This window comes from Alcaligenes faecalis (assembly GCF_009497775.1).
GTDB classification, from domain to species: Bacteria; Pseudomonadota; Gammaproteobacteria; order Burkholderiales; family Burkholderiaceae_B; genus Alcaligenes; species Alcaligenes faecalis_D.
Window position 1 is genome coordinate 1,979,351 of record NZ_CP031012.1, and the last position, 18,668, is coordinate 1,998,018.

General features: G+C 53.3%; 23 protein-coding genes. 21 read left to right on the forward strand and 2 right to left on the reverse strand.

The genetic code is table 11. From position 1 onward, the window contains the following. Window positions 1-105 precede the first annotated feature (105 nt). The 7 genes from DUD43_RS09295 (at window position 106) to DUD43_RS09325 (ending at window position 4,099) form a co-directional block, all read left to right on the forward strand. Window positions 106-711, forward strand: a complete 606-nt coding sequence (locus DUD43_RS09295; protein ID WP_153230069.1) for a hypothetical protein — start codon at window positions 106-108, stop codon at window positions 709-711. A 224-nt stretch (window positions 712-935) separates the two neighbouring features. Beyond that, complete coding sequence (locus DUD43_RS09300) at window positions 936-1,862, forward strand: SPFH domain-containing protein (protein ID WP_153230070.1); 927 nt, start codon at window positions 936-938, stop codon at window positions 1,860-1,862. A 14-nt stretch (window positions 1,863-1,876) separates the two neighbouring features. Continuing rightward, entirely contained in the window at window positions 1,877-2,329 is a 453-nt protein-coding gene (locus DUD43_RS09305; RefSeq protein ID WP_026482689.1) for an NfeD family protein, read from the forward strand. 23 nt (window positions 2,330-2,352) lie between these two features. Continuing rightward, complete coding sequence (locus tag DUD43_RS09310; protein WP_153230071.1) at window positions 2,353-3,111, forward strand: class I SAM-dependent methyltransferase; 759 nt, start codon at window positions 2,353-2,355, stop codon at window positions 3,109-3,111. Between the two features lie 105 nt (window positions 3,112-3,216). Then, entirely contained in the window at window positions 3,217-3,501 is a 285-nt protein-coding gene (locus DUD43_RS19115) for a hypothetical protein (protein ID WP_194273475.1), read from the forward strand. After that, window positions 3,452-3,814, forward strand: a complete 363-nt coding sequence (locus tag DUD43_RS09320) for a WG repeat-containing protein (protein ID WP_228125948.1) — start codon at window positions 3,452-3,454, stop codon at window positions 3,812-3,814. Before DUD43_RS19115 ends, DUD43_RS09320 begins: the two co-directional genes overlap by 50 nt. 45 nt (window positions 3,815-3,859) lie before the next feature. After that, the gene (locus DUD43_RS09325) at window positions 3,860-4,099 is read left to right on the forward strand and encodes a DUF333 domain-containing protein (protein ID WP_042480323.1); all 240 of its coding nucleotides are present in this window, start codon (window positions 3,860-3,862) and stop codon (window positions 4,097-4,099) included. Between the two features lie 39 nt (window positions 4,100-4,138). Here DUD43_RS09325 and DUD43_RS09330 read toward each other — a convergent pair whose 3' ends face one another. Then, window positions 4,139-4,432, reverse strand: coding sequence for a hypothetical protein (locus tag DUD43_RS09330; RefSeq protein ID WP_003800394.1), 294 nt, complete (start codon window positions 4,430-4,432; stop codon window positions 4,139-4,141). Window positions 4,433-4,690: 258 nt separating this feature from the next. Here DUD43_RS09330 and DUD43_RS09335 point away from each other — a divergent pair, with 258 nt between their 5' ends. The 14 genes from DUD43_RS09335 to DUD43_RS09400 all read left to right on the forward strand — a co-directional run bounded on the left by DUD43_RS09335 (window position 4,691) and on the right by DUD43_RS09400 (window position 17,836). Further along, window positions 4,691-5,629, forward strand: coding sequence for a carbohydrate kinase family protein (locus DUD43_RS09335; RefSeq protein WP_153230072.1), 939 nt, complete (start codon window positions 4,691-4,693; stop codon window positions 5,627-5,629). A 43-nt stretch (window positions 5,630-5,672) separates the two neighbouring features. Then, window positions 5,673-5,843 (forward strand): hypothetical protein, encoded by a 171-nt coding sequence (locus tag DUD43_RS09340; protein ID WP_153230073.1) that lies wholly within the window; start codon window positions 5,673-5,675, stop codon window positions 5,841-5,843. A gap of 594 nt (window positions 5,844-6,437) precedes the next feature. Beyond that, window positions 6,438-6,683 carry a DUF333 domain-containing protein gene (locus DUD43_RS09345; protein WP_026482683.1) on the forward strand — a complete coding sequence of 82 codons (246 nt, stop codon included), beginning with the start codon at window positions 6,438-6,440 and terminating at the stop codon, window positions 6,681-6,683. Between the two features lie 231 nt (window positions 6,684-6,914). Beyond that, window positions 6,915-8,837 (forward strand): threonine--tRNA ligase, encoded by a 1,923-nt coding sequence (gene thrS, locus DUD43_RS09350; protein ID WP_153230074.1) that lies wholly within the window; start codon window positions 6,915-6,917, stop codon window positions 8,835-8,837. A gap of 46 nt (window positions 8,838-8,883) precedes the next feature. Continuing rightward, window positions 8,884-9,408, forward strand: a complete 525-nt coding sequence (infC, locus tag DUD43_RS09355; protein WP_080584954.1) for a translation initiation factor IF-3 — start codon at window positions 8,884-8,886, stop codon at window positions 9,406-9,408. A gap of 128 nt (window positions 9,409-9,536) precedes the next feature. Beyond that, window positions 9,537-10,499 (forward strand): glutathione synthase, encoded by a 963-nt coding sequence (gshB, locus tag DUD43_RS09360; protein WP_153230075.1) that lies wholly within the window; start codon window positions 9,537-9,539, stop codon window positions 10,497-10,499. Then, on the forward strand, window positions 10,496-10,903 hold the full coding sequence (locus tag DUD43_RS09365) for a PTS sugar transporter subunit IIA (protein WP_009454402.1): 408 nt from the start codon (window positions 10,496-10,498) through the stop codon (window positions 10,901-10,903). The genes gshB and DUD43_RS09365 overlap by 4 nt, the downstream gene beginning before the upstream one ends. A gap of 35 nt (window positions 10,904-10,938) precedes the next feature. Then, entirely contained in the window at window positions 10,939-11,208 is a 270-nt protein-coding gene (locus tag DUD43_RS09370) for an HPr family phosphocarrier protein (protein ID WP_003800381.1), read from the forward strand. A gap of 60 nt (window positions 11,209-11,268) precedes the next feature. Next, the gene (ptsP, locus tag DUD43_RS09375; RefSeq protein ID WP_194273510.1) at window positions 11,269-12,981 is read left to right on the forward strand and encodes a phosphoenolpyruvate--protein phosphotransferase; all 1,713 of its coding nucleotides are present in this window, start codon (window positions 11,269-11,271) and stop codon (window positions 12,979-12,981) included. Between the two features lie 320 nt (window positions 12,982-13,301). Further along, a complete protein-coding gene (locus DUD43_RS09380; RefSeq protein WP_153230077.1) occupies window positions 13,302-13,787 on the forward strand; it encodes a hypothetical protein in 486 nt (161 codons plus the stop codon). 106 nt (window positions 13,788-13,893) lie between these two features. Further along, window positions 13,894-14,181 carry an accessory factor UbiK family protein gene (locus DUD43_RS09385; protein ID WP_009454398.1) on the forward strand — a complete coding sequence of 96 codons (288 nt, stop codon included), beginning with the start codon at window positions 13,894-13,896 and terminating at the stop codon, window positions 14,179-14,181. A gap of 87 nt (window positions 14,182-14,268) precedes the next feature. Beyond that, window positions 14,269-15,423 carry a CynX/NimT family MFS transporter gene (locus DUD43_RS09390; protein ID WP_228125949.1) on the forward strand — a complete coding sequence of 385 codons (1,155 nt, stop codon included), beginning with the start codon at window positions 14,269-14,271 and terminating at the stop codon, window positions 15,421-15,423. 95 nt (window positions 15,424-15,518) lie between these two features. Beyond that, window positions 15,519-16,196, forward strand: coding sequence for a pentapeptide repeat-containing protein (locus DUD43_RS09395; RefSeq protein ID WP_153230079.1), 678 nt, complete (start codon window positions 15,519-15,521; stop codon window positions 16,194-16,196). Between the two features lie 107 nt (window positions 16,197-16,303). Continuing rightward, window positions 16,304-17,836, forward strand: a complete 1,533-nt coding sequence (locus tag DUD43_RS09400) for a YifB family Mg chelatase-like AAA ATPase (RefSeq protein WP_153230080.1) — start codon at window positions 16,304-16,306, stop codon at window positions 17,834-17,836. 43 nt (window positions 17,837-17,879) lie between these two features. On the opposite strand, the gene DUD43_RS09405 is transcribed toward DUD43_RS09400, so the two are convergent. Beyond that, window positions 17,880-18,653, reverse strand: coding sequence for a hypothetical protein (locus tag DUD43_RS09405; protein WP_153230081.1), 774 nt, complete (start codon window positions 18,651-18,653; stop codon window positions 17,880-17,882). Window positions 18,654-18,668: the final 15 nt, after the last annotated feature.

An 18,668-nucleotide genomic window follows, 5' to 3' on the forward strand; every position in this document is an offset into this window, starting at 1 on the left:
ATGAAGGGACAAAAGACAATAGCCCAAACGCCAGGGCTCTTAGCGGGAAATTACGTGCTTGGAGCCCTGCAATGACTCTGTTAAGGTGTGCCAGGATTAGCCACTTTGCAAGGACAGCCCGTGCCGCCAGAGTTGATCCATCCAGAGCATTTTGTCCACGTACGCATCATCATCGGCATGGTGCTGGGGATCAGCATTTCCAGACTGATCGTAGGCGTCTCTGAATTCATCCAACATCCCAAAGCCAAGCGTATCTATCCCATTCATCTGGGATGGGTGCTGTACCTGTTCCTGACGATTATCCATTTTTGGTGGTACGAGTTCAGTCTGGTGAAAGTGCAGGTCTGGTCCTTTCAGCTGTATTTTTTCCTGATTCTGTATACCTGTGTTTTTGCCATCATGGCGTCCTTGCTGTTTCCGTCCAATATGGAGGAATACCGAGGGTTCGAGGATTATTTTCAGACCCGGCGGCGTTCGCTTTACGGCTTTTTTGTGCTGATTCAGGTCATGGATCTGATCGATACCGCCATTAAGGGAAAAGAGTACTTCTTGAAGCTGGGTGTGGAATACCCCGTGCAGCAAGCCGTATTCATTGTCATGGGCCTGACTGCCATGGTGGTGCCCAGCAAGCGCTATCAGGCGGCCTTGGTGGCGCTGACGATCGTTTATAAAGGGCTGTGGATTTTCCGTTTGTACGACATTTTGAATTGAATCAGCGGCTCCTGTTTCTGGGTTCTATCTGTCTTTAAAGGTGCAACGGTGTTCTCCGGCTGCGCCTCTCTTTATTTAGCTTGTATGTGTTCATCTTTAGCGCCTACCCGGTCGATCGGTGCATGGATAGGCTATAGGGCGGCCAAACATCCGCTTTAGCAGATCTGTCATTGAGGCTGGGCTAGAATCGCTTTTTTAGTTGTGTTCTTGGAGATGGTGACGACATGAGTGGCTCCTTTACTTTTGTGGTGATGTTGGCGTTTTTGGCCGTGGTCGTGGTGATGGCTGGGGTCAAAGTTGTGCCTCAGGGCCAGCAATGGACGGTCGAGCGCTTTGGTCGCTATACCCGCACCCTGACGCCGGGCTTGTCCTTGCTGGTGCCTTTTATGGACCGCGTGGGCCGCAAGCTCAAAATGATGGAATCCGTGCTGGATGTTCCCTCGCAAAATGTGATTTCCCGCGACAACGTGGCCGTGACGGCTGACGGTGTGGTGTTTTATCGCATTGACAATGCTGCCCAGGCGGCCTATGAAATTGATCACCTGGAAATGGCCATTGTGAACCTGACCACCACCAACCTGCGTTCGGTGCTGGGTTCGATGGAACTGGACCACATGCTGTCCAATCGCGAAGTGATTAACGATCGCTTGTTGGCGGCGGTGGATGCAGCAACGACACCCTGGGGTGTGAAAGTTACCCGCGTGGAAATCCGTGATTTGAATATGGCGCCTGAGTTGCAGGAAGCCATGAATCTGCAAATGACGGCAGAGCGTCATCGTCGTGCTGCTGTGACCAAGGCCAGCGGCCAGAAAGAAGCGGAAGTGCTGCAAGCCGAAGGTGAAAAACAGGCGGCCGTGTTGCGTGCCGAGGGTGAAAAACAATCCGCTATCTTGCGTGCCGAAGCGCGTGAGCGTGAAGCCGAGGCCGAAGCCCGTGCAACCCGCGAAGTGTCCGACGCTATCAAGAGCGGTGACATTCAGGCCTTGCAATACTTTGTGGGCCTGAAGTATGTCGAAGCCCTGCGTGATGTGGGTACTGGCCCCAATAGCAAGCTGGTGCTGATGCCTTTGGAAGCCAGCGGCATTACCGGTGCAGTGGCTGGTGTGACCGAGCTGCTCAAGACCACCGGCAGCAAGCTGGGACAAGGCTAAGCGGACGGCTGGAGGTGTTGATCTTGTCATTCATTTTCGATTCCTTTTGGTACTGGCTGGTGTCGGGCGTCGTGCTGATCGCGGCCGAGGTCGTCATCTCCGGCGTCTATCTGCTGTGGCTGGGCCTGGGCGCCTTGACGGTGGGCTTGTTTGCCGCCGCCTGGCCGGACGCTCCCTCCTGGTTGCAATGGCTGATTCTGGCTGTAGCCATGCTGGGCTGGGTGGTTGTCGGTGTGCGTTGGCAACGACGCAGCCGGGCCAATCAGCCTGACATTCTGAATACCGGCTTGAGCGCCTATGTGGGGGCCCGTGCGCAGGTCAGTGAAAGTTTTGTGAATGGCCGTGGACGTATTCGGCTTAACGATAGTTATTACAGTGCCACAGCGACCCAGAATCTGGAGCAGGGCGCTGCGGTTGTGGTCTTGGCGGTGGAAGGCGCCGAAATGCGTGTTCAGGCTGTTGAGTAAGACAAATAGCAGGGTGTAGAACAATGATGAACAATCGCTACGGCAAGCTGGCTTCTTTGGTGTATCACCTGGACAAGCCAGTAGGACGCTCTTTCGGGGATGTGGAGTACTACCTGGAGCGCTTGCAGGGCACAAACGGACCGGTTCTGGAGCCCGCAGTAGGCACAGGGCGCATTCTGATTCCCTTGTTGCAGGCGGGGCTGGATATCAGCGGCTTCGATCTGTCTCAGGAAATGCTGGATTACTGCCAGCGTGAATTGGGGTTGCGGTCTTTGAAGACGAAGCTTCAACTGGCGGGTTTTACGGATTTCACGGCAGATCGTCCTTTGGAGGCGATTGTGGTGCCGGCCGGTTCTTTTCAACTGCTGGATTCGTTTGAGCAAGGCATTGCCGCGCTCAGTCGTTTTCACGCCAGCCTGAAACCAGGTGGGCGGTTGTTGCTGGATCTGGACCCGGTAGCGGCGATTGTGAATGTGCAGCCAGGTATGCGGACCTGGTCGGCTCCTCCGCACGGGCTGATTACCCTTAATGCCACTGCCCTGGGAAAAGATTATTGCGCCCAGGTGACTCGCGAAATGCATCGCTACGAGTTGTGGGAGCACGGTGTCTTGCTGGAAACCCAGCTGGAACAGTTCTCGCTGCGTTGGTGGGGCGTTCAGGAGCTGCGGATGGCACTGGAACAGCTGGGTTTTGGCGAGATCGTCATCTCCGGCGGGTATCGGTATGGCAAGACACCGCAGGACACTGACGGAATTATTTCGTTTGAAGCGCGCAAGCTGTAAGACTCCGGCCAGCACTATTACTGGCACTGGGCTTGGTGCTAGTAATAGTCTTAGTATGGTGGTTTAGGTGGAAACTGTGCGCGATATGAGCAATGGCATAGGTTCGTGCGTGGATACTGGTACGGCAACGGCAACGGCAACGGCAACGGCAACGGCAACGGCAACGGCAACGGCAACGGCAACGGCCACGGCCAGGGCAACAACAGCAACTGCAACAACAGTCACAGCGACAACAACAGCCACAGCCACAGCCACAGCAATAGCAATGACAGCGCTGCAAGCTGGGCTTCGATCCAGGCGTCGAATTATTTCAACCCTGTCCGCTTTGATACTGGCGCTATTGCCTGTATTCATCCCCGTCGCACAAGGGCAAAGCCTGATACAGGATGAACAAGGCTGGGTGTATGTGGATGAAAAGGGCAAAGCGGTTCTGCGCCCTTTCATTTACGACAATGGTCCTGATTATTTTGAAGAAGGTCTGGCCCGTTTCGTTGCCAAGGGGAAGATGGGCTTTCACGACCAATCCCTGAAAATCTGGATTCCAGCCCGTTACGATTTCGCCTTTCCTTTTGTGGATGGCAAAGCCAAGGTCGGCATGGATTGCAAGTTCATTCCGCAGGGTGAACACCGTTCGGTTCATTGTCAGCATTGGGAAAATATTTCCAATCCTTTGACAGCGTCAAAAGATCGGCCCGAAAACTAGTTCGCACACAGTACACTGCAGTACAGAACTTATCCGGAGAACACGATGAAGAAATGGGGAATCCTGGGATTGGTCGGCGTCTTGTCTGCTTGTGCCAATCAGCCCTCGACACAGCCACCCGTGGGTATTGCCAATCCGGCCTCGGCTTATTGCGTGGAGAAGGGCGGGCGTTTGGACATCGTAAATACACCGACAGGGCAGGTGGGCATGTGCACCTTGCCGGATGGCACGGTGATTGAAGAGTGGGAGCTGATGCGTCGTGACCACCCTTCGGCAAAGTCCTGATGCCAGATAATAAAAGCCAGCTATTTGCTGGCTTTTATATTAGCGTTCGATACGGACTTCAAAGTAGGCTTCGGACTCGCCCAGATCACGAAAGCCATCGCTCATGGCGCGCGTGGCGGCGGCAATCCATTTCTTGGCCAGGGCAATGTCCTCCCCGGACAATTCTGTCTCTGCCGTCTCTTCAGCCAGTTGCCACGCTCGATAGGCCTGGACCACGGCCTCCGGGCCTTGCATGACTTTTTCTAAGCTGCGGCGAAAACGCTCCTCAGCCTCGCGGCGGCCGCGTTCGGTGATATCGGAAGGAGCGTCGTGCAAAGTGATGGTATAGGACATGATGCTTCTTTTTGCTGTATGGATGAACAGTAATTTAGCACGTCTTTTTATCTTGAGCCAGATTTTTGTGATGTCTGTTGCGTCAACTATTAGCTGGCTTCTCTTACGTCCCCAAACAGGCTGAAAACTTGCGCGCTGTTGTACGGCTTTGCACGACTCGCCCAGCCCTGATTTTCCACCATAGACTATCTGCTCCAGCCCGTGGGTATACTGCTCCAAGCAGATTCACGCTCTCTTTTTTCATGGCCGAGGTTCAGGGTGCAGCTTGTAGCAATTGGCAGTATTACCGTTGATATTGTGGTCTCAGGCATGCCAGCCGAGCTGGCGCGTGGCGACAAGCAGGAAGTGGGCTCGATCGATTTGTACCCAGGCGGTGGTGCGCTTAATGCGACGGCCAGCTTTATGGAGCAAGGCGAATCGGTTCGGCTTCTGGGGGCGTTGGGTCGAGACGGCCTGGGTGAGCGTTTGCGCGCGCATATCGAGCAACTGGGGATTGATGTCAGCAGCATGCAGATCTGTCCCGATCAACCTACAGGTAAAGCCATCGTCCTGGTTGAGCCGTCCGGAAGTGCTTCGGTATTGGCCCGACGCGGCGCCAATGCCTGCCTGCGTGTTCAGGCTCAAGACCTGCAAGCAGACCTGATTTATGTGGCCCCCTTGGCCTTGCAGCCTATGGAAAGTTTGGCGCAAGCCTTGGCGGAAAGAAGTGATACCTCGGCCTGCCTGGTGGTAAATCCCAGTGTGGCGTGTCTGCAGCATCAAGGTCAGGGATTCAAGCAGGTTTACGCACAAGCCGATGTGCTGGGCTTGAATGCGGTAGAGGCCCAAATGCTGGCAGGTGTTCAGGATGCCGATATTCAGCTGGAATTATCGATTCAGGAAGCGTGCGAGCTGGCTGCGCGTCTGCAGCATCACCCTCAACAAGCCTTGTTGATTACCCTGGGTGTGCAGGGGGCAGTGTTGGCTTTCAATGGTCAGCAGTATGCGGAACCTGCGTGCAAGGTGGCGGTGTGCTCAACGGTGGGGGCAGGGGATGCGTTTCTGTCCAGCTTTGCCCTGGCCTGGAAAAGGGGCCTGGAGCCGTCAGACGCTTTGAAGCTGGCCAGCCAGGCAGCGGCGGCACGATTAGGACAGTGGGCGGCCAATACTTTTCCGCCCATGTTCGGGCAAGATGCGGCTGAAGTCCTGACGTTGTAAATACAAAAAGCGCAGCAAAACAAATCGCAAGGGGGGAGAGGATATGGCAGCCACTATCATTATTGTGGGCTTGTATCTGCTGGTGACGGTTCTGCTGGGAGTCACACTCTGTTATACCCGTCCAAGGACGTGGAAGCGCGATACGGCTTTATTAATGATTACTCCCCTGGCTGTCCCTGTGGTTTACGCCATTTTTACGATGCTCAATGGATAAGGCTCCGGCACAAAACGCATTTTCCAGGTCTTTTATTACGTGTTATGAGCTTTTGCAAAGATTTCTGCCGCAAAAGTAAGCTCATGTAGCCCAATCCTAGTCTTTGTGTCGCCTCTGTGTCGGATCTTGACAATCGTTGACTTCATGTTCTGAATGTGGCCCGTTACCATAGTCTCAAGCTTGTTTTAGTTGGGACTTTGGGATGTACGCCATGATTAATGCCTCGAATCTGATCGATTATGTGCCTATGGTATTAATGCTGGCTGGCTGCGGTATTTTGGGCTTTATTTTGTTGTCTTTCTGGCTGCATCGCTCTTGATCTACGCCTAGCCTTGTTGTGCTTTGCAATAAAGCACCTGTATTTACGCTTGATTTCAGTGCCATCTTTTACCTGACGTGTTGCTTTTGCTGCACGCTTGCCTTCGCACACTTTTCATATCAAACAAGTGTAGTAAGCTATTTCCACGATCTGTTTCGCGACCAGCGCTTGATGGTTTTTTCAACCTTGCGCTAACAGCAGACGCGGCCTGGACAGTCTTCATCTCGAATGATTTGTCAGGCATCAGCAAACATCAGGTCAAGGAGAAGGAAATCATGTTTTTCCGCTTAGTTTCTGCCTGCGCAGGTTCTTTGATGTTGTCGGCCTGCGCCAGCTCCACCCAAACCGCCACCAAACCCGTGGGGCAGGCCAATCTGGCTTCCACGTTTTGTCAGCGCATGGGCGGGCAAACCATTGTTCATGAAAGTGGGCGTGGCGCTTACGGAACCTGCTTGATGAAAGATGGCTCGGAGTCCGAAGAATGGGCCTTTTACCGTAGCTGGTATCCCCGGATGGACTGAATTCTTTGCCAAATGTGGTTTTTGTGGCGATACAACGCCGCGATAGCGGGCGAAGGTGATAAACTTATCCAATCAAATGTGTTATTTGGGAAGCAGAATCTTATGAACTCAACGCGAACTACCCGTCGGCAAATCTAGCCGTGGCCGCGTAGCGTTTCGTTTGCTTTTCAAGAACGTTCAATTCAAAAGCGCGGCTTTTTCAAGGCCGCGTTTTTTATTTCAGGAAGTGTTATGGTCCGAATCACACTGCCCGATGGCTCCCAGCGAGAGTTTCAGGGCCCGGTTTCCGTCAGCGAAGTGGCGAACTCGATTGGTACTGGCCTGGGCCGCGCAGCCCTGGCAGGCCGTGTCGGCACGCCCGGTACCGAGTCGCGTCTGGTGGACACCTCGTATGTGATCGACCAGGACAGCAATTTGGCCATCATTACTGCCAAAGACGCTGACGGTCTGGATTTGATTCGTCACTCCACCGCCCACTTGCTGGCTTATGCGGTCAAGAGCTTGTTCCCGGATGCCCAGGTCACTATTGGCCCGGTTATCGACAACGGCTTTTACTACGACTTTTCCTACAAGCGCGCCTTTACGCCTGAGGATCTGGAAGCCATTGAAAAGAAAATGGCTGAACTGGCCAAGAAAGATGAAGTTGTGACTCGTGAAGAGTGGCTGCGTGACGATGCGGTCAAGTTCTTCAAGAGCATTGGCGAGGACTACAAGGCAGAAATCATTGCCTCCATTCCGTCCAACGAGCCGATCAGTCTGTACCGCGAAGGCGATTTCATCGACTTGTGCCGTGGCCCTCACGTGCCATCCACCGGCAAGCTGAAAGTGTTCAAGCTGATGAAAGTGGCCGGCGCTTACTGGCGTGGCGACAGCAATAACGAAATGCTGCAACGCATTTACGGCACTGCCTGGGCGACCAAGGAAGATCAGCAAGCTTATCTGACCATGCTGGAAGAGGCCGAGCGCCGCGACCACCGCAAGCTGGGTCGTGAGCTGGATCTGTTCCACTTCCAGGAAGAAGCTCCCGGTCTGATTTTCTGGCACCCCAAAGGCTGGGTGATCTGGCAACAGGTCGAGCAATACATTCGCCGTGTCTATCAGGATAACGGCTATCAGGAAGTGAAAGCACCGCAAATTCTGGATTTGTCGCTGTGGAAGAAAACTGGCCACTGGGATAACTACGCTGAAAACATGTTCACGACCGAGTCGGAGAACCGTGTTTACGGCTTGAAGCCCATGAACTGCCCCGGCCACGTGCAAATTTTCAATTCCGGTCTGCATTCCTACCGTGAATTGCCTATTCGTTACGGCGAGTTCGGTCAGTGCCATCGCAATGAACCCTCGGGTGCCTTGCACGGCATGATGCGTGTGCGCGGCTTTACACAAGACGACGGTCACATCTTCTGTACCGAAGACCAGTTGCAAGACGAATGCGCGGCCTTTACGGCTCAGCTGCAAGCCGTGTATGCAGACTTCGGCTTTACAGAGATTCTGTACAAGGTTGCCACTCGCCCTGAAAAGCGTATCGGTGACGACGCCGTTTGGGACAAGGCTGAACAAGCCCTGATCGAAAGCTTGCGCCGTACTGGCTGCGAGTTCGAGATATCCGAAGGCGAGGGCGCTTTCTACGGTCCGAAGATTGAATACACACTGAAAGACGCCATTGGTCGTCATTGGCAGTGTGGCACCATCCAGGTGGACTTCTCCATGCCGGCCCGTTTGGGCGCCGAGTATGTGGATGCCCAGGATCAGCGTCGTGTGCCGGTCATGTTGCACCGTGCTATTTTGGGTTCCTTCGAGCGCTTTATCGGCATGCTGATTGAAAACCACGCCGGTGCCTTGCCTGCCTGGTTGGCTCCGGAGCACGTGGTGGTATGCTGCATTTCCGAAAGTTCAGCCGATTACGCCCAATCCGTGGCGCAAAACCTGAAGAAAATGGGATTCCGTGCCTCCTCTGATTTGCGTGGTGAAAAAATCACTCGTAAAATCCGTGAGCACAGTATGCAAAAAGTGCCCTATATTCTGGTCGTGGGCGAAAAAGAGCGTGAAAACGGCGCAGTTGCCGTACGTGCGCGTGGTGGCGTGGACTTGGGCGTCATGCCAGTAGCCGATTTTTCAGCACGATTGAAGCAAGAGATCGATAGCCGTCAGTAAAACAGGAACGCTATCGTTTTTATCGACATTTTTAGGAGTTTTCGACATCGCAACCGAGAAAAAACATCGCATCAATGGTGAAATTCGTATTCCAGAGGTGCGACTCATTGGAGTCGAGGGTGAGCAGCTAGGTATCGTCAAGGTGCCTGACGCCTTGGCAATGGCAGAACAGCATGATGTGGATCTGGTGGAAATCGCCCCTGCGGCTGTGCCACCGGTGTGCCGTTTGATGGATTACGGCAAATTCCGCTATCAGGAACAGAAACGCCAACAAGAAGCCAAGGCCAAGCAGAAAATCATTCAGATCAAGGAAGTCAAATTCCGTCCCGGTACGGACGAAGGCGACTACCAGGTCAAGCTGCGTAATGTGAAGCGTTTCATCGATGATGGCGACAAGGTCAAAGTGACTTTGCGATTCCGTGGTCGTGAAATGGCTCACCAGGAATTGGGGATGCGCGTGCTGGAACGGATTCGCGACGAAGTCAGCGAAATCTGTCAGGTTGAAGCCATGCCCAAGCTGGAAGGCCGTCAAATGGTCATGGTCTTGGCGCCTCGCAAGAAAGCGTCCTGATACTCTTGCACGATACTGCCTGGATCCGCCCAGGAGCATTATGCGTCGCTCGATTCGCTCCCAAGTAGCGAGTCGGGCACAATCGCCTTTGCAGCCCGTCTGCAAAGGCGTTTTTCTCTAGGTGTCATATGCACGTTTTATTCATCATTGATCCCTTGCCCAGCCTGTCGGCTTACAAGGATTCCTCCGTTGCCATGATGCGTGCATTCCTGGCGCGTGGTCATCGCGTCAGCGTGACCTTGCAGTCTGATTTGTACATTTCCCAAAGCCGGGTTCGTACGCGCAGTCAGGCTGTCAGCATTGCCGCTGATGCCGATTTGCGTGCGCCTTCGTGGTGGACACATCCCGAAGCTGCTACCGAGCAGGAATTGAATGTCTTTGACGCGGTCATCATGCGCAAAGACCCGCCTTTTGATATGGAATATTCCTATTCCACACACTTGCTCAGCTTCGCGCAGGAGCAGGGGGCCAAGGTATTCAATTCGGGCGCGGCCATTCGCAATCACCCCGAAAAACTCGCTATTACCGAATTTCCGGAATTTACTCCCCCCACCTTGGTCACCCGTGACATGGCCCGCTTGCGCGCCTTTCACCAGGAACACAAGGATGTGATCGTCAAGCCGCTGGACGGCATGGGTGGCATGGGTATTTTCCGCCTGCAAGATCCCGAGCCCAATCTGGGCGCGATCCTGGAAACGCTGACGGCCAATGGGACGCAAACCATTATGGCGCAGCGCTACATCCCGGAAATCGTCAAGGGTGACAAGCGCATTCTGATTATTGACGGTGAACCTGTGCCTTATGCCTTGGCTCGTATTCCCCTGGCGGGCGAGACACGCGGCAATCTGGCCGCCGGTGGTCGCGGGGTTGCCCAACCCTTGTCCGAACACGACTGGCACATTGCCCGTACCTTGGGCCCTGTGCTGGCCGCGCGTGGTTTGCTGCTGATTGGTCTGGATGTGATTGGTGACTACGTCACGGAAATCAATGTGACCAGCCCAACCTGTTTCGTTGAAATTACTGACCAGACAGGCTTTGATGTTGCGCAGCGTTTTGCCGAGGCCGTCGAACAAGCGACGGGACGTGCGTGATACGCCTTGCCTTGATCATGCACGAGCCCTTGGCCAGTGCGTTTGCCAGCTGTGCCGAGCACGTCCTGGGCGAAAAGCCCGATCTGTTTGTCTTTGATATTCAGGCCGACGAATGCACGGATACGGCGGTGGACCGCTTGCTGGGGCAGTTGCAAACGCAAGCGCCGGACTCGCCTGCCACACTGATATTGTGTGATCTTTACGGTGCCACTCCCTTTAACGTGGCCCGTCGAGTCCAGCAAGCTTTGCAAGATCAAGGGCAGGGCGCTTATTTATTGACCGGCACCAATATGTGCATGGTGTTGAAAGCCTTGACCGAGCGACGTGACAATCCCGAGCAGTTCGCTCAGGATGTCATGGCAGGCGCATTGCGTGGCATTGTTCACGCCGACTGCCATTGCTAATTTGAATTTTCACTTTCATTTTTCCAGTTGCCCTTATGCCTAGCGTATCCATCACGATCAGTAATAAATTAGGTCTTCATGCACGGGCAGCAGCCAAGCTTACCCAGTTGGCCGGCCGTTATAGCAGTGAGATTTTTATCGCGCGTGGTTCTCAGCGCGTGAATGCAAAAAGTATTATGGGTGTCATGATGCTGGCCGCCGGAATGGGGGTCACCGTGGTTGTTGACGCCCAGGGCGATGATGCCGATCAGGCCCTCAATGATATTCAGGCGTTGTTTGACGCCAAGTTTGGTGAAAACGAATAAGGAAGAAATCTGGTCATGAATAGTGCTGCAGCTCGAACCCCGGCGTCTGATTTGTCCGCGATGTTTACCGCTCAAGGCCAGGCAGTCGGTAAGGGGTATGCCATTGCCAAAGCCGTGGTAATGAGCGCAGCAGCACTGGAAGTTCCTCATTACCGGATTGCCGCCGAAGACGTCGACTCTGAAAGCCAGCGCTTGTTAAGTGCCATGGCCAGTACCCGCGACGAACTTCGTGCCATGGTCGACCAGTTGCCTGTGGATGCACCACGCGAGCTTGCACCTATCTTGACGGTGCACAGCCTGCTTCTGGACGATCCCATGCTGACGCAGCAAACCTGCGCCATCATTGCCGAGCGTCATTACAACGCGGAGTGGGCCCTGACTTCACAAGGTCAGATGCTGGTTGAGCAGTTCTCTCAAATGGAAGACGAATACCTGCGTGAGCGTGGTGCCGATGTGCGCCAGGTTATCGAACGGGTATTGCGAGTTTTGGCAGGCAAGCCTGCTTTGCTGCCCGGTTTTTCGGCTGCTCAGGAAGAGCCGCTGATTGTGGTGGCGCGTGATATTTCTCCGGCAGATATGCTGCGCTTGCGCGGTGGTCATTTCGCTGGTTTTCTGACAGATTTGGGTGGACCTACCTCGCACACGGCCATTGTGGCTCGCAGCTTGAGTGTGCCTGCCGTAGTGGGTTTGGGTAGTTTCCGCAGTCTGATTCGCGATGGCGACTTTCTGATTGTGGATGGCTTCTCGGGTGCGGTGATTGTGAATCCGTCCGAGCAAGTACTGGCTGAATATCGAGAGCGTCAGGAAGCCTACCGCCGCGAACGTGCTGAACTGGAAGAATTGCTGGATGCACCAGCAATGACTCTGGATGGCATCAACGTCAAACTTGAAGCCAATATCGAGCTACCCGAAGAGGCTGAGCTGGCCTTGAAAGCCGGTGCTGATGGCATTGGCCTGTTCCGCAGCGAATTTCTGTTCATGGGACGCACGGACCTGCCTTCCGAGCAGGAACAATACGAGGCCTATTCCCGTGTGGTGAAGGCCATGAAGGGCAAGGTCGTCACGATCCGCACACTGGATATTGGGGCCGATAAAACCCTGGATGGTGATGCCACGGTAGCGACCAACCCCGCTTTGGGCTTGCGTGCCATTCGCTACTGCCTGGACAAGCCCGAGATGTTTGCCACTCAGCTGCGTGCCTTGTTGCGCGCCAGCCTGCATGGGCAAATCCGTATTCTGATCCCCATGATTTCCTCCATGAACGAGGTGCATGCCAGCCGCCAGGCTATTGAGTCGGCTGCTCGGGAGCTGGAGAAGTCCGGTACTCCGTTTGCACGCAACTACTTATTGGGGGCCATGGTGGAAGTGCCCGCCATCGCCATTGCCATTGAACCTTTTGTGCAGGAACTGGACTTCCTGTCCATCGGCACCAATGACTTGATCCAATATGTTCTGGCCGTAGACCGGGGCGATGCCGAAGTGGCCAGCCTGTACGACCCCATGCACCCAGCCGTTTTGCGTTTGATTGCACACACGATCAACGCCGCTGACCGTGCCGGTAAACCCGTGGCGGTCTGTGGGGAAATGGCAGGGGATGCTTCGGTGACTCGTATGTTGCTGGGGTTGGGCCTGAAAGAATTCTCCATGCATCCGCAGCAATTGCTGGATGTGAAAAAAGAAGTGCGCCTATCGCATTCCAACGCCTTGCGCGTGAAAGTTGCCAGTGCCTTGAACCGTGCCGAGCGCATCGATTTGGCCACCTTAGCTGCCTAAGTAGTTGAAAATAGGCCAATTTAATTTGGCAAATATGTAACAAACCCCGGCTGTAGCCCTATGAGCGATTCTGTTTGTAACAGAGGCTCGCAAGCGGGCTGCCCGCTAGGTGCTTGTTGTTAAAGGGTTTGTCACAAACCTTGAGCTATATCGTCAGAATAATTGAAATCAGGATTTACACTAATAGATTGGTCTGTGTGCCCAGCACCGATAGAATGGCTTTTAGGGGAGTTGTAACAGACCCAAGGCCGAGCTGGAAGTCGCACCAGGAATCGGCCCCATTCTATCTAGCGACCTTGGAATAGTAGGAAGGAAATCTTATGAAACTGACTCGTGCTCATTTTGCTGTCATGGCCGCTGCTGCTTCGATGACTCTTTTGGCTGCGTGTTCCAAAGAGGACGACAAAGCCGCTACGAGCGCGCCACCAGCTCCTGTCACCGCTCCACAATCGACAGCTCCTGCCACTCCACCAGCACCAGAGGCCGACAAGACCCTGGAGCAAAAAACGGAAGAACTGAAGCAGGACGCCGCCAAAGTCGCTGACGACGTCAAAAAAGAAGCAGAGGAACAGAAAGAACACGCCAAGGAAAATGCCAACACCTTGAAGGAAGATGCCAAGGCTGCTGGCGATAAAGTCGCTGAAAAAGCCGGTGAAGCCAAGGATGCTGTAGCCGATGCCGCCAGCCGCACGGGCGATGCCATTAAAGACGGCGCTGCCAAGGCTGACAAGGCCATCCAGGACAAGCTGGGTAATGGTGTTGATTCCTCGCCATCTTCCGTTCCCTCGGAACAAGCCAAACCTTAAGGCTTGAATAATTCGGCTGATTGTCTGGCCAAATGCAAAAAGCGGGTGCCTTTGGCACCCGCTTTTTCTATACTGCTGGTAGTGTCAATATTTTCAGGAGAGGACCATGATTAATCGTAGCGAGTGGCTGGAAGATCTGCAAAAAAACGTCTCGGAGCTGATCGCCAAAAGTCCGGCTGCCGATATTGAGCGTAATGTAAAAGCCTTTATGGGTCAGGCCTTCAATCGTATGGATCTGGTAACCCGTGAAGAGTTCGATACCTACAAGCTGATGCTGGAACGCGCACTGGCTCGTGTGGCGGCTCTGGAAACACGTTTGCAAGCTTTGGAAGGACGTCAGACTCCTGTTCCTCAAGATGGTGATACCTCTGCTCAAGAGGGCAGCCAAGGCTGATCACTTCATTTGAATACGGTCACCAGGCCTGGGGGCAAACAATCGGCCAGCCCCTTTTTCATTGCTGTTTTCCTTGTCTTGACCGGGGTGTGCGCTGCACTGCATGTGTGGAAAGTACCCCCGGCTTTGCCTTTCATGCAGCGGGAATTGGGCATGGACCTGGTGCAGTCCGGGTTCTTGCTGGCCAGCGTGCAAATGGCCGGGATGTTGCTGGGGCTATGCATAGGCCTGGTTTCCGAGAAAATCGGCCTGCGTCGCTGTATTTTGACGGGGCTGGGCATTTTGAGCCTGGCGTCGCTGATCGGCTCGCTGTTTGAACATAGCACACTGGTGTTGCTGGGTCGCATGATAGAAGGCTGTGGCTTTCTGATGGTGGTGCTGCCCATTCCGGCCTTGATCAAACGCATTACTGACACGGCCCGGTTGAGCCGAGTCATGGGGTTGTGGGGCTGTTATATGCCCGCCGGGGCGGTCTTGATGCTGTGGGCTGGCGCTGCCTGGTTGGCAGTTGGCTCCTGGCGTACCTTGTGGGTGGTTCTGGGTATCTTGACGGCCATCTTCATGGTCCTGGCCTTTCTTCTGGTGCCGCCGGACTCTCAGACTCAAACCAGGAGTGCAGCTGAACATACCTCCGCTCACCGTTGGTCCAGTCTGTTGCGCACCACCTTAAGTTCCGGCCGGGTTTGGTTGCTGGCTTTGGCCTTTGGTGTATACGCGGCGCAATGGGCGGCGGTCGTAGGCTTTATGCCCACTATTTACAATCAGGCGGAGATAGCAGTCGGTACGGCCGGTTTGCTGACGGCCTTGATTGCGGCCGGGAATGTCGTGGGTAATCTGGGAGCAGGGCGTTGTCTGCATGCGGGTATCCCGCCTCATCGACTGCTGCAAGCAGGCTACCTGGGCATGATTGCGTGTGCGGTTCTTGCCTTCGGACTGACACAAAGTCTGGTGGTTCAGTTTGTCGCCATTCTGCTGTTCTCGATTGTGGGCGGTTTGATTCCTGCTACCTTGTTCTTCCTGTCAGTTACGGCAGCGCCGTCGCCAGAGACCACCTCAACCTCCGTGGGCTGGGTGCAGCAATGTTCTTCACTGGGGCAGTTTGTGGGACCACCCGTTGTGGCTTCGGTCGTGCATGCGTTGGGTGGATGGCAGTGGGCTTGGGTGGCGACGGTTAGTTTTGCCGTTTTGGGTTTGATTATTGCCTGGCGCTTGTCACGATTGGTTCTGCCCAATGGTCGTTAAGCTTTGCTCTGATCCGTGCCGGATCGTCTGAAGCAGATAATGAAGGAGCCAGCTCAGCAATGCTGGCTCTGTTTTTTTGAAGGGAAAGCAGCAGCATGCTAGTCAGTAATGTCCAGATTACAAGAGATGAATTGATTGATCTTTTGGCCGCCTCCCATGAGTCTTTAAGCTTCGAGAACTGCGCCTTTGATGGCGAGGATCTATCGGGTCTGGAACTGGAGGGCTTGCAGTTTTCAGCTTGCAGTTTTCTGGATACCCGCTTTACACGGGCGCATCTGCAAGACACGGTCTGGCAACGTTGCAAGCTGGGGCAAGTGGATTTCAGTCTGGCTGATTTAAGCTCGGCCCGCTTTCGGGTTTGTGATCTGCACTTGAGCAAGTGGGTGCGTGCCCAGATTGCTTCCTTGCAGATCGAGGACTCCAAACTAAGCGGGGCCATCTTCAACGAAACCCGTGGTTTGGATTTGAGTCTGCGTGAATGCAAGCTGGTCGGTGCCACCTTGCGTGCGATTAACTTCCGTAAACAAAATCTGGTGCAACTGGATTTCTCCGATGCCGACCTGGGCGGCTGTAATTTTCAGGATGCCGTATTTGAAGGCGGCAGCTTGAGGGGCGCCAGCTTGCGAGGGGTGAACTTCAAAGGGACGGACCTGCGCAGCGTGGAGCTGGGCAGCATCACCTTGTACGACTTGAATAACTCTTTCCAAGGTGCATGTTTGTCCGTAGAGCAGGCAGTCCAGTTAGTCAGCTCCATGGGCGTGCAGGTTCAGTAAGACCTGCATGCCGTACAAGTACTCAGTGATGTTTTAAGGCAGGTATCTGGAGCTTCTTTTCCCTGACAGGCAGACTGAATGTTTGCCTTGGAAAGGGAGAAGGGCATATGTCCTTGGCCGTTTTAAATAGCTGTACTTTGTCTGGCCTGGATTTTATCGACGTGCGTGTCGAGGCGCATGTCGCTCCAGGATTACCTGCCTTTCATATTGTTGGTTTACCCGATGCCGGTATTCGCGAAAGCCGGGAGCGCATACGGGCCGCCTTACAAGCCAGTGGTTTTGATTTTCCCGCTGCCCGACTGACCATCAATCTGGCTCCTGCTGATTTGCCCAAGGATTCGGGGCGTTTTGATTTGCCCGTGGCTTTGGCAATCTTGCTGGCTAGCGGCCAACTCAGTCGTCCAGACGACAAACAACGTGAGCAGGCCATCACCGGTCTGGATCGTTATGTCATGGCCGGGGAACTGTCTTTGACCGGGGCTGTGGTTCCGGTTCAAAGCGCCTTGACGATAGCCTTGGGTATGGCGCGTCGGCATCCAGAGCTTTGTTTGCTTCTGCCTGCGCAGAGCGCAGAAGTTGCCGCCCATGTCCCTGATCTACAGGTCTGTGGGGTTGCTAGTCTGGCCGAGGCAGCGGGGTATCTGCGAGGGGACAAGGAACTGGAACCTGCGTTGGCCAAGCCCTGGCCAGAGTTGAATGAGGGCCAGCAGCTTTGTCTGTCGGACGTGCTGGGACAGCCTTTGGCTTGCCGTGCTTTAGAGGTGGCGGCTGCAGGTGGCCATAGCCTGTTGTTGAATGGCTCGCCGGGTGTAGGCAAAACCATGCTGGCTCAACGTCTGCCGGGTTTATTGCCAGATCTGGATCGATACGCTCAGCTGGAAGTGGCCGCCTTGTATTCCTTTGTGCAAGAACAGGACTTTTTCAGCAGGCGACCGCCTTTTCGCGCTCCGCATCATAGTATTTCGACTCCTGCCTTGATTGGTGGGGGAAGCCGACCTCGGCCAGGAGAGGTATCCTTGGCTCACCGTGGTGTATTGTTTTTGGATGAGTTGCCAGAGTTTAACCGCCGAGCATTGGAGGCCTTGCGTGAACCCTTGGAGCAGGCTTGTGTACGCATTTCACGTACTCAAAAACAAGCGGTCTTCCCGGCTCAGTTCCAGTTTGTTGCGGCGATGAATCCTTGTCCTTGCGGTTGGGCTGCTAGCCGGCATCGGGTGTGTCGTTGTTCGCCGTCGCAGCGGGAGCTCTATAGACAACGTTTGTCAGGTCCTATGTTGGACAGAATCGACTTATTAGTCACGATGACAGAAGTCGATTCGGAGCGTGCTCAAGCAGCAGAACCGTCGAGCCATATAAAAGAACGCGTTCAGAAAGCAATTGAACGACAGTTGCTGCGTCAGCGTTCAAGAAATGCACATTTGACGGTATCTGGTTTTAAAAAGTATGGCTTGTTATCTGGGGAGGCGGCGCAGTTGTTGACTAATGCTCGGCAACGTTGGCAATGGTCTGAAAGAGGGCAGGGTAGATTGCTGCGTGTTGCGCTTACGATTGCGGACTTGGCAGGAAGCAAGGAAATTACACGTTCCCATCTTGCAGAAGCCTTGCAGTTCCGTGCTGATTTAATGGCTACTGTGTGGTAGATGGCACTGTGGTCATAGAAACTATGACCAAGCTGCCGGGCGGTCAGAGGTCTTTTTCTCGTATAAATGTACGGGCTGCCGAGAGGGTGGGACCGGTGGGAGACTCGCCTTCTTCTGAGACAAGCAGAATATTATTCTGGATGTTCTCTTCTCCTAGTTTTTGAATGATGGCTTGCCTAATATTTGTATATAAGCTTTCTATTATTTCTGCCTCATAGGAGTTTGTTTTGATTTCTCCTATTAAATCTTTTGTTAGAAATCTTTGTTCAAATATTTTCCCACTGCTCTTTTGGTCTGTTTTGAATATTATGTTAAATACATAAATTTTATTATTTTCATCTATGTTTGTTATTTGAAGGTTTATTATCGTTTCTGTTTTTTGGGGTTTTGTTTTTTTTATTTTTGTTTCTTTTATTGTTTCTTTTTTATAAAGCTGTGATGCATTGTTGTCTTTTTCTAAAAGATCAAAATTTTCTATGCTTTCAATAATTGATTTTTTTTGAATTTCTTCTAGGTTTTTTAACAGGAATTCTTCTAGTATTTCCTGTATTGAGAAATCATATTTTCCTTTTTGGAATTTTATTGTTCCATTTGATTGTGCTATAAAGTTCCAAAAAATTATTCCCAGTGATTCTGTGTAGTATTTCATCCATATTTCGGGGTTGTTAAATCTATTTTCGTATTCATTATCAGCCACTAGCTGAATGAAGAGATTGCTATGGATGGCATCTTTGTAGGTGTTTAAGTCTGTGTTTTTCTGGGTTGTTGAAAATAGATTCCCTGATACAACATAGTCATTGTTTGTTGAGATTTCCATTTTTTTGCTCCTTGC

What these genes read in the sequence shown, in the direction of transcription:
- DUD43_RS09340 (WP_153230073.1), top strand. Translation starts at nt 5,673, where the DNA reads ATGGCAGCCACTATCATTATTGTGGGCTTGTATCTGCTGGTGACGGTT.
- gshB (WP_153230075.1), top strand. Translation starts at nt 9,537, where the DNA reads ATGCACGTTTTATTCATCATTGATCCCTTGCCCAGCCTGTCGGCTTAC.
- DUD43_RS09400 (WP_153230080.1), top strand. Translation starts at nt 16,304, where the DNA reads ATGTCCTTGGCCGTTTTAAATAGCTGTACTTTGTCTGGCCTGGATTTT.
- DUD43_RS09380 (WP_153230077.1), top strand. Translation starts at nt 13,302, where the DNA reads ATGAAACTGACTCGTGCTCATTTTGCTGTCATGGCCGCTGCTGCTTCG.
- DUD43_RS09325 (WP_042480323.1), top strand. Translation starts at nt 3,860, where the DNA reads ATGAAGAAATGGGGAATCCTGGGATTGGTCGGCGTCTTGTCTGCTTGT.
- DUD43_RS09370 (WP_003800381.1), top strand. Translation starts at nt 10,939, where the DNA reads ATGCCTAGCGTATCCATCACGATCAGTAATAAATTAGGTCTTCATGCA.
- DUD43_RS09345 (WP_026482683.1), top strand. Translation starts at nt 6,438, where the DNA reads ATGTTTTTCCGCTTAGTTTCTGCCTGCGCAGGTTCTTTGATGTTGTCG.
- DUD43_RS09300 (WP_153230070.1), top strand. Translation starts at nt 936, where the DNA reads ATGAGTGGCTCCTTTACTTTTGTGGTGATGTTGGCGTTTTTGGCCGTG.
- DUD43_RS09395 (WP_153230079.1), top strand. Translation starts at nt 15,519, where the DNA reads ATGCTAGTCAGTAATGTCCAGATTACAAGAGATGAATTGATTGATCTT.
- DUD43_RS09405 (WP_153230081.1), bottom strand. Translation starts at nt 18,653, where the DNA reads ATGGAAATCTCAACAAACAATGACTATGTTGTATCAGGGAATCTATTT.
- DUD43_RS09330 (WP_003800394.1), bottom strand. Translation starts at nt 4,432, where the DNA reads ATGTCCTATACCATCACTTTGCACGACGCTCCTTCCGATATCACCGAA.
- thrS (WP_153230074.1), top strand. Translation starts at nt 6,915, where the DNA reads ATGGTCCGAATCACACTGCCCGATGGCTCCCAGCGAGAGTTTCAGGGC.
- ptsP (WP_194273510.1), top strand. Translation starts at nt 11,269, where the DNA reads ATGTTTACCGCTCAAGGCCAGGCAGTCGGTAAGGGGTATGCCATTGCC.
- DUD43_RS09310 (WP_153230071.1), top strand. Translation starts at nt 2,353, where the DNA reads ATGATGAACAATCGCTACGGCAAGCTGGCTTCTTTGGTGTATCACCTG.
- DUD43_RS09385 (WP_009454398.1), top strand. Translation starts at nt 13,894, where the DNA reads ATGATTAATCGTAGCGAGTGGCTGGAAGATCTGCAAAAAAACGTCTCG.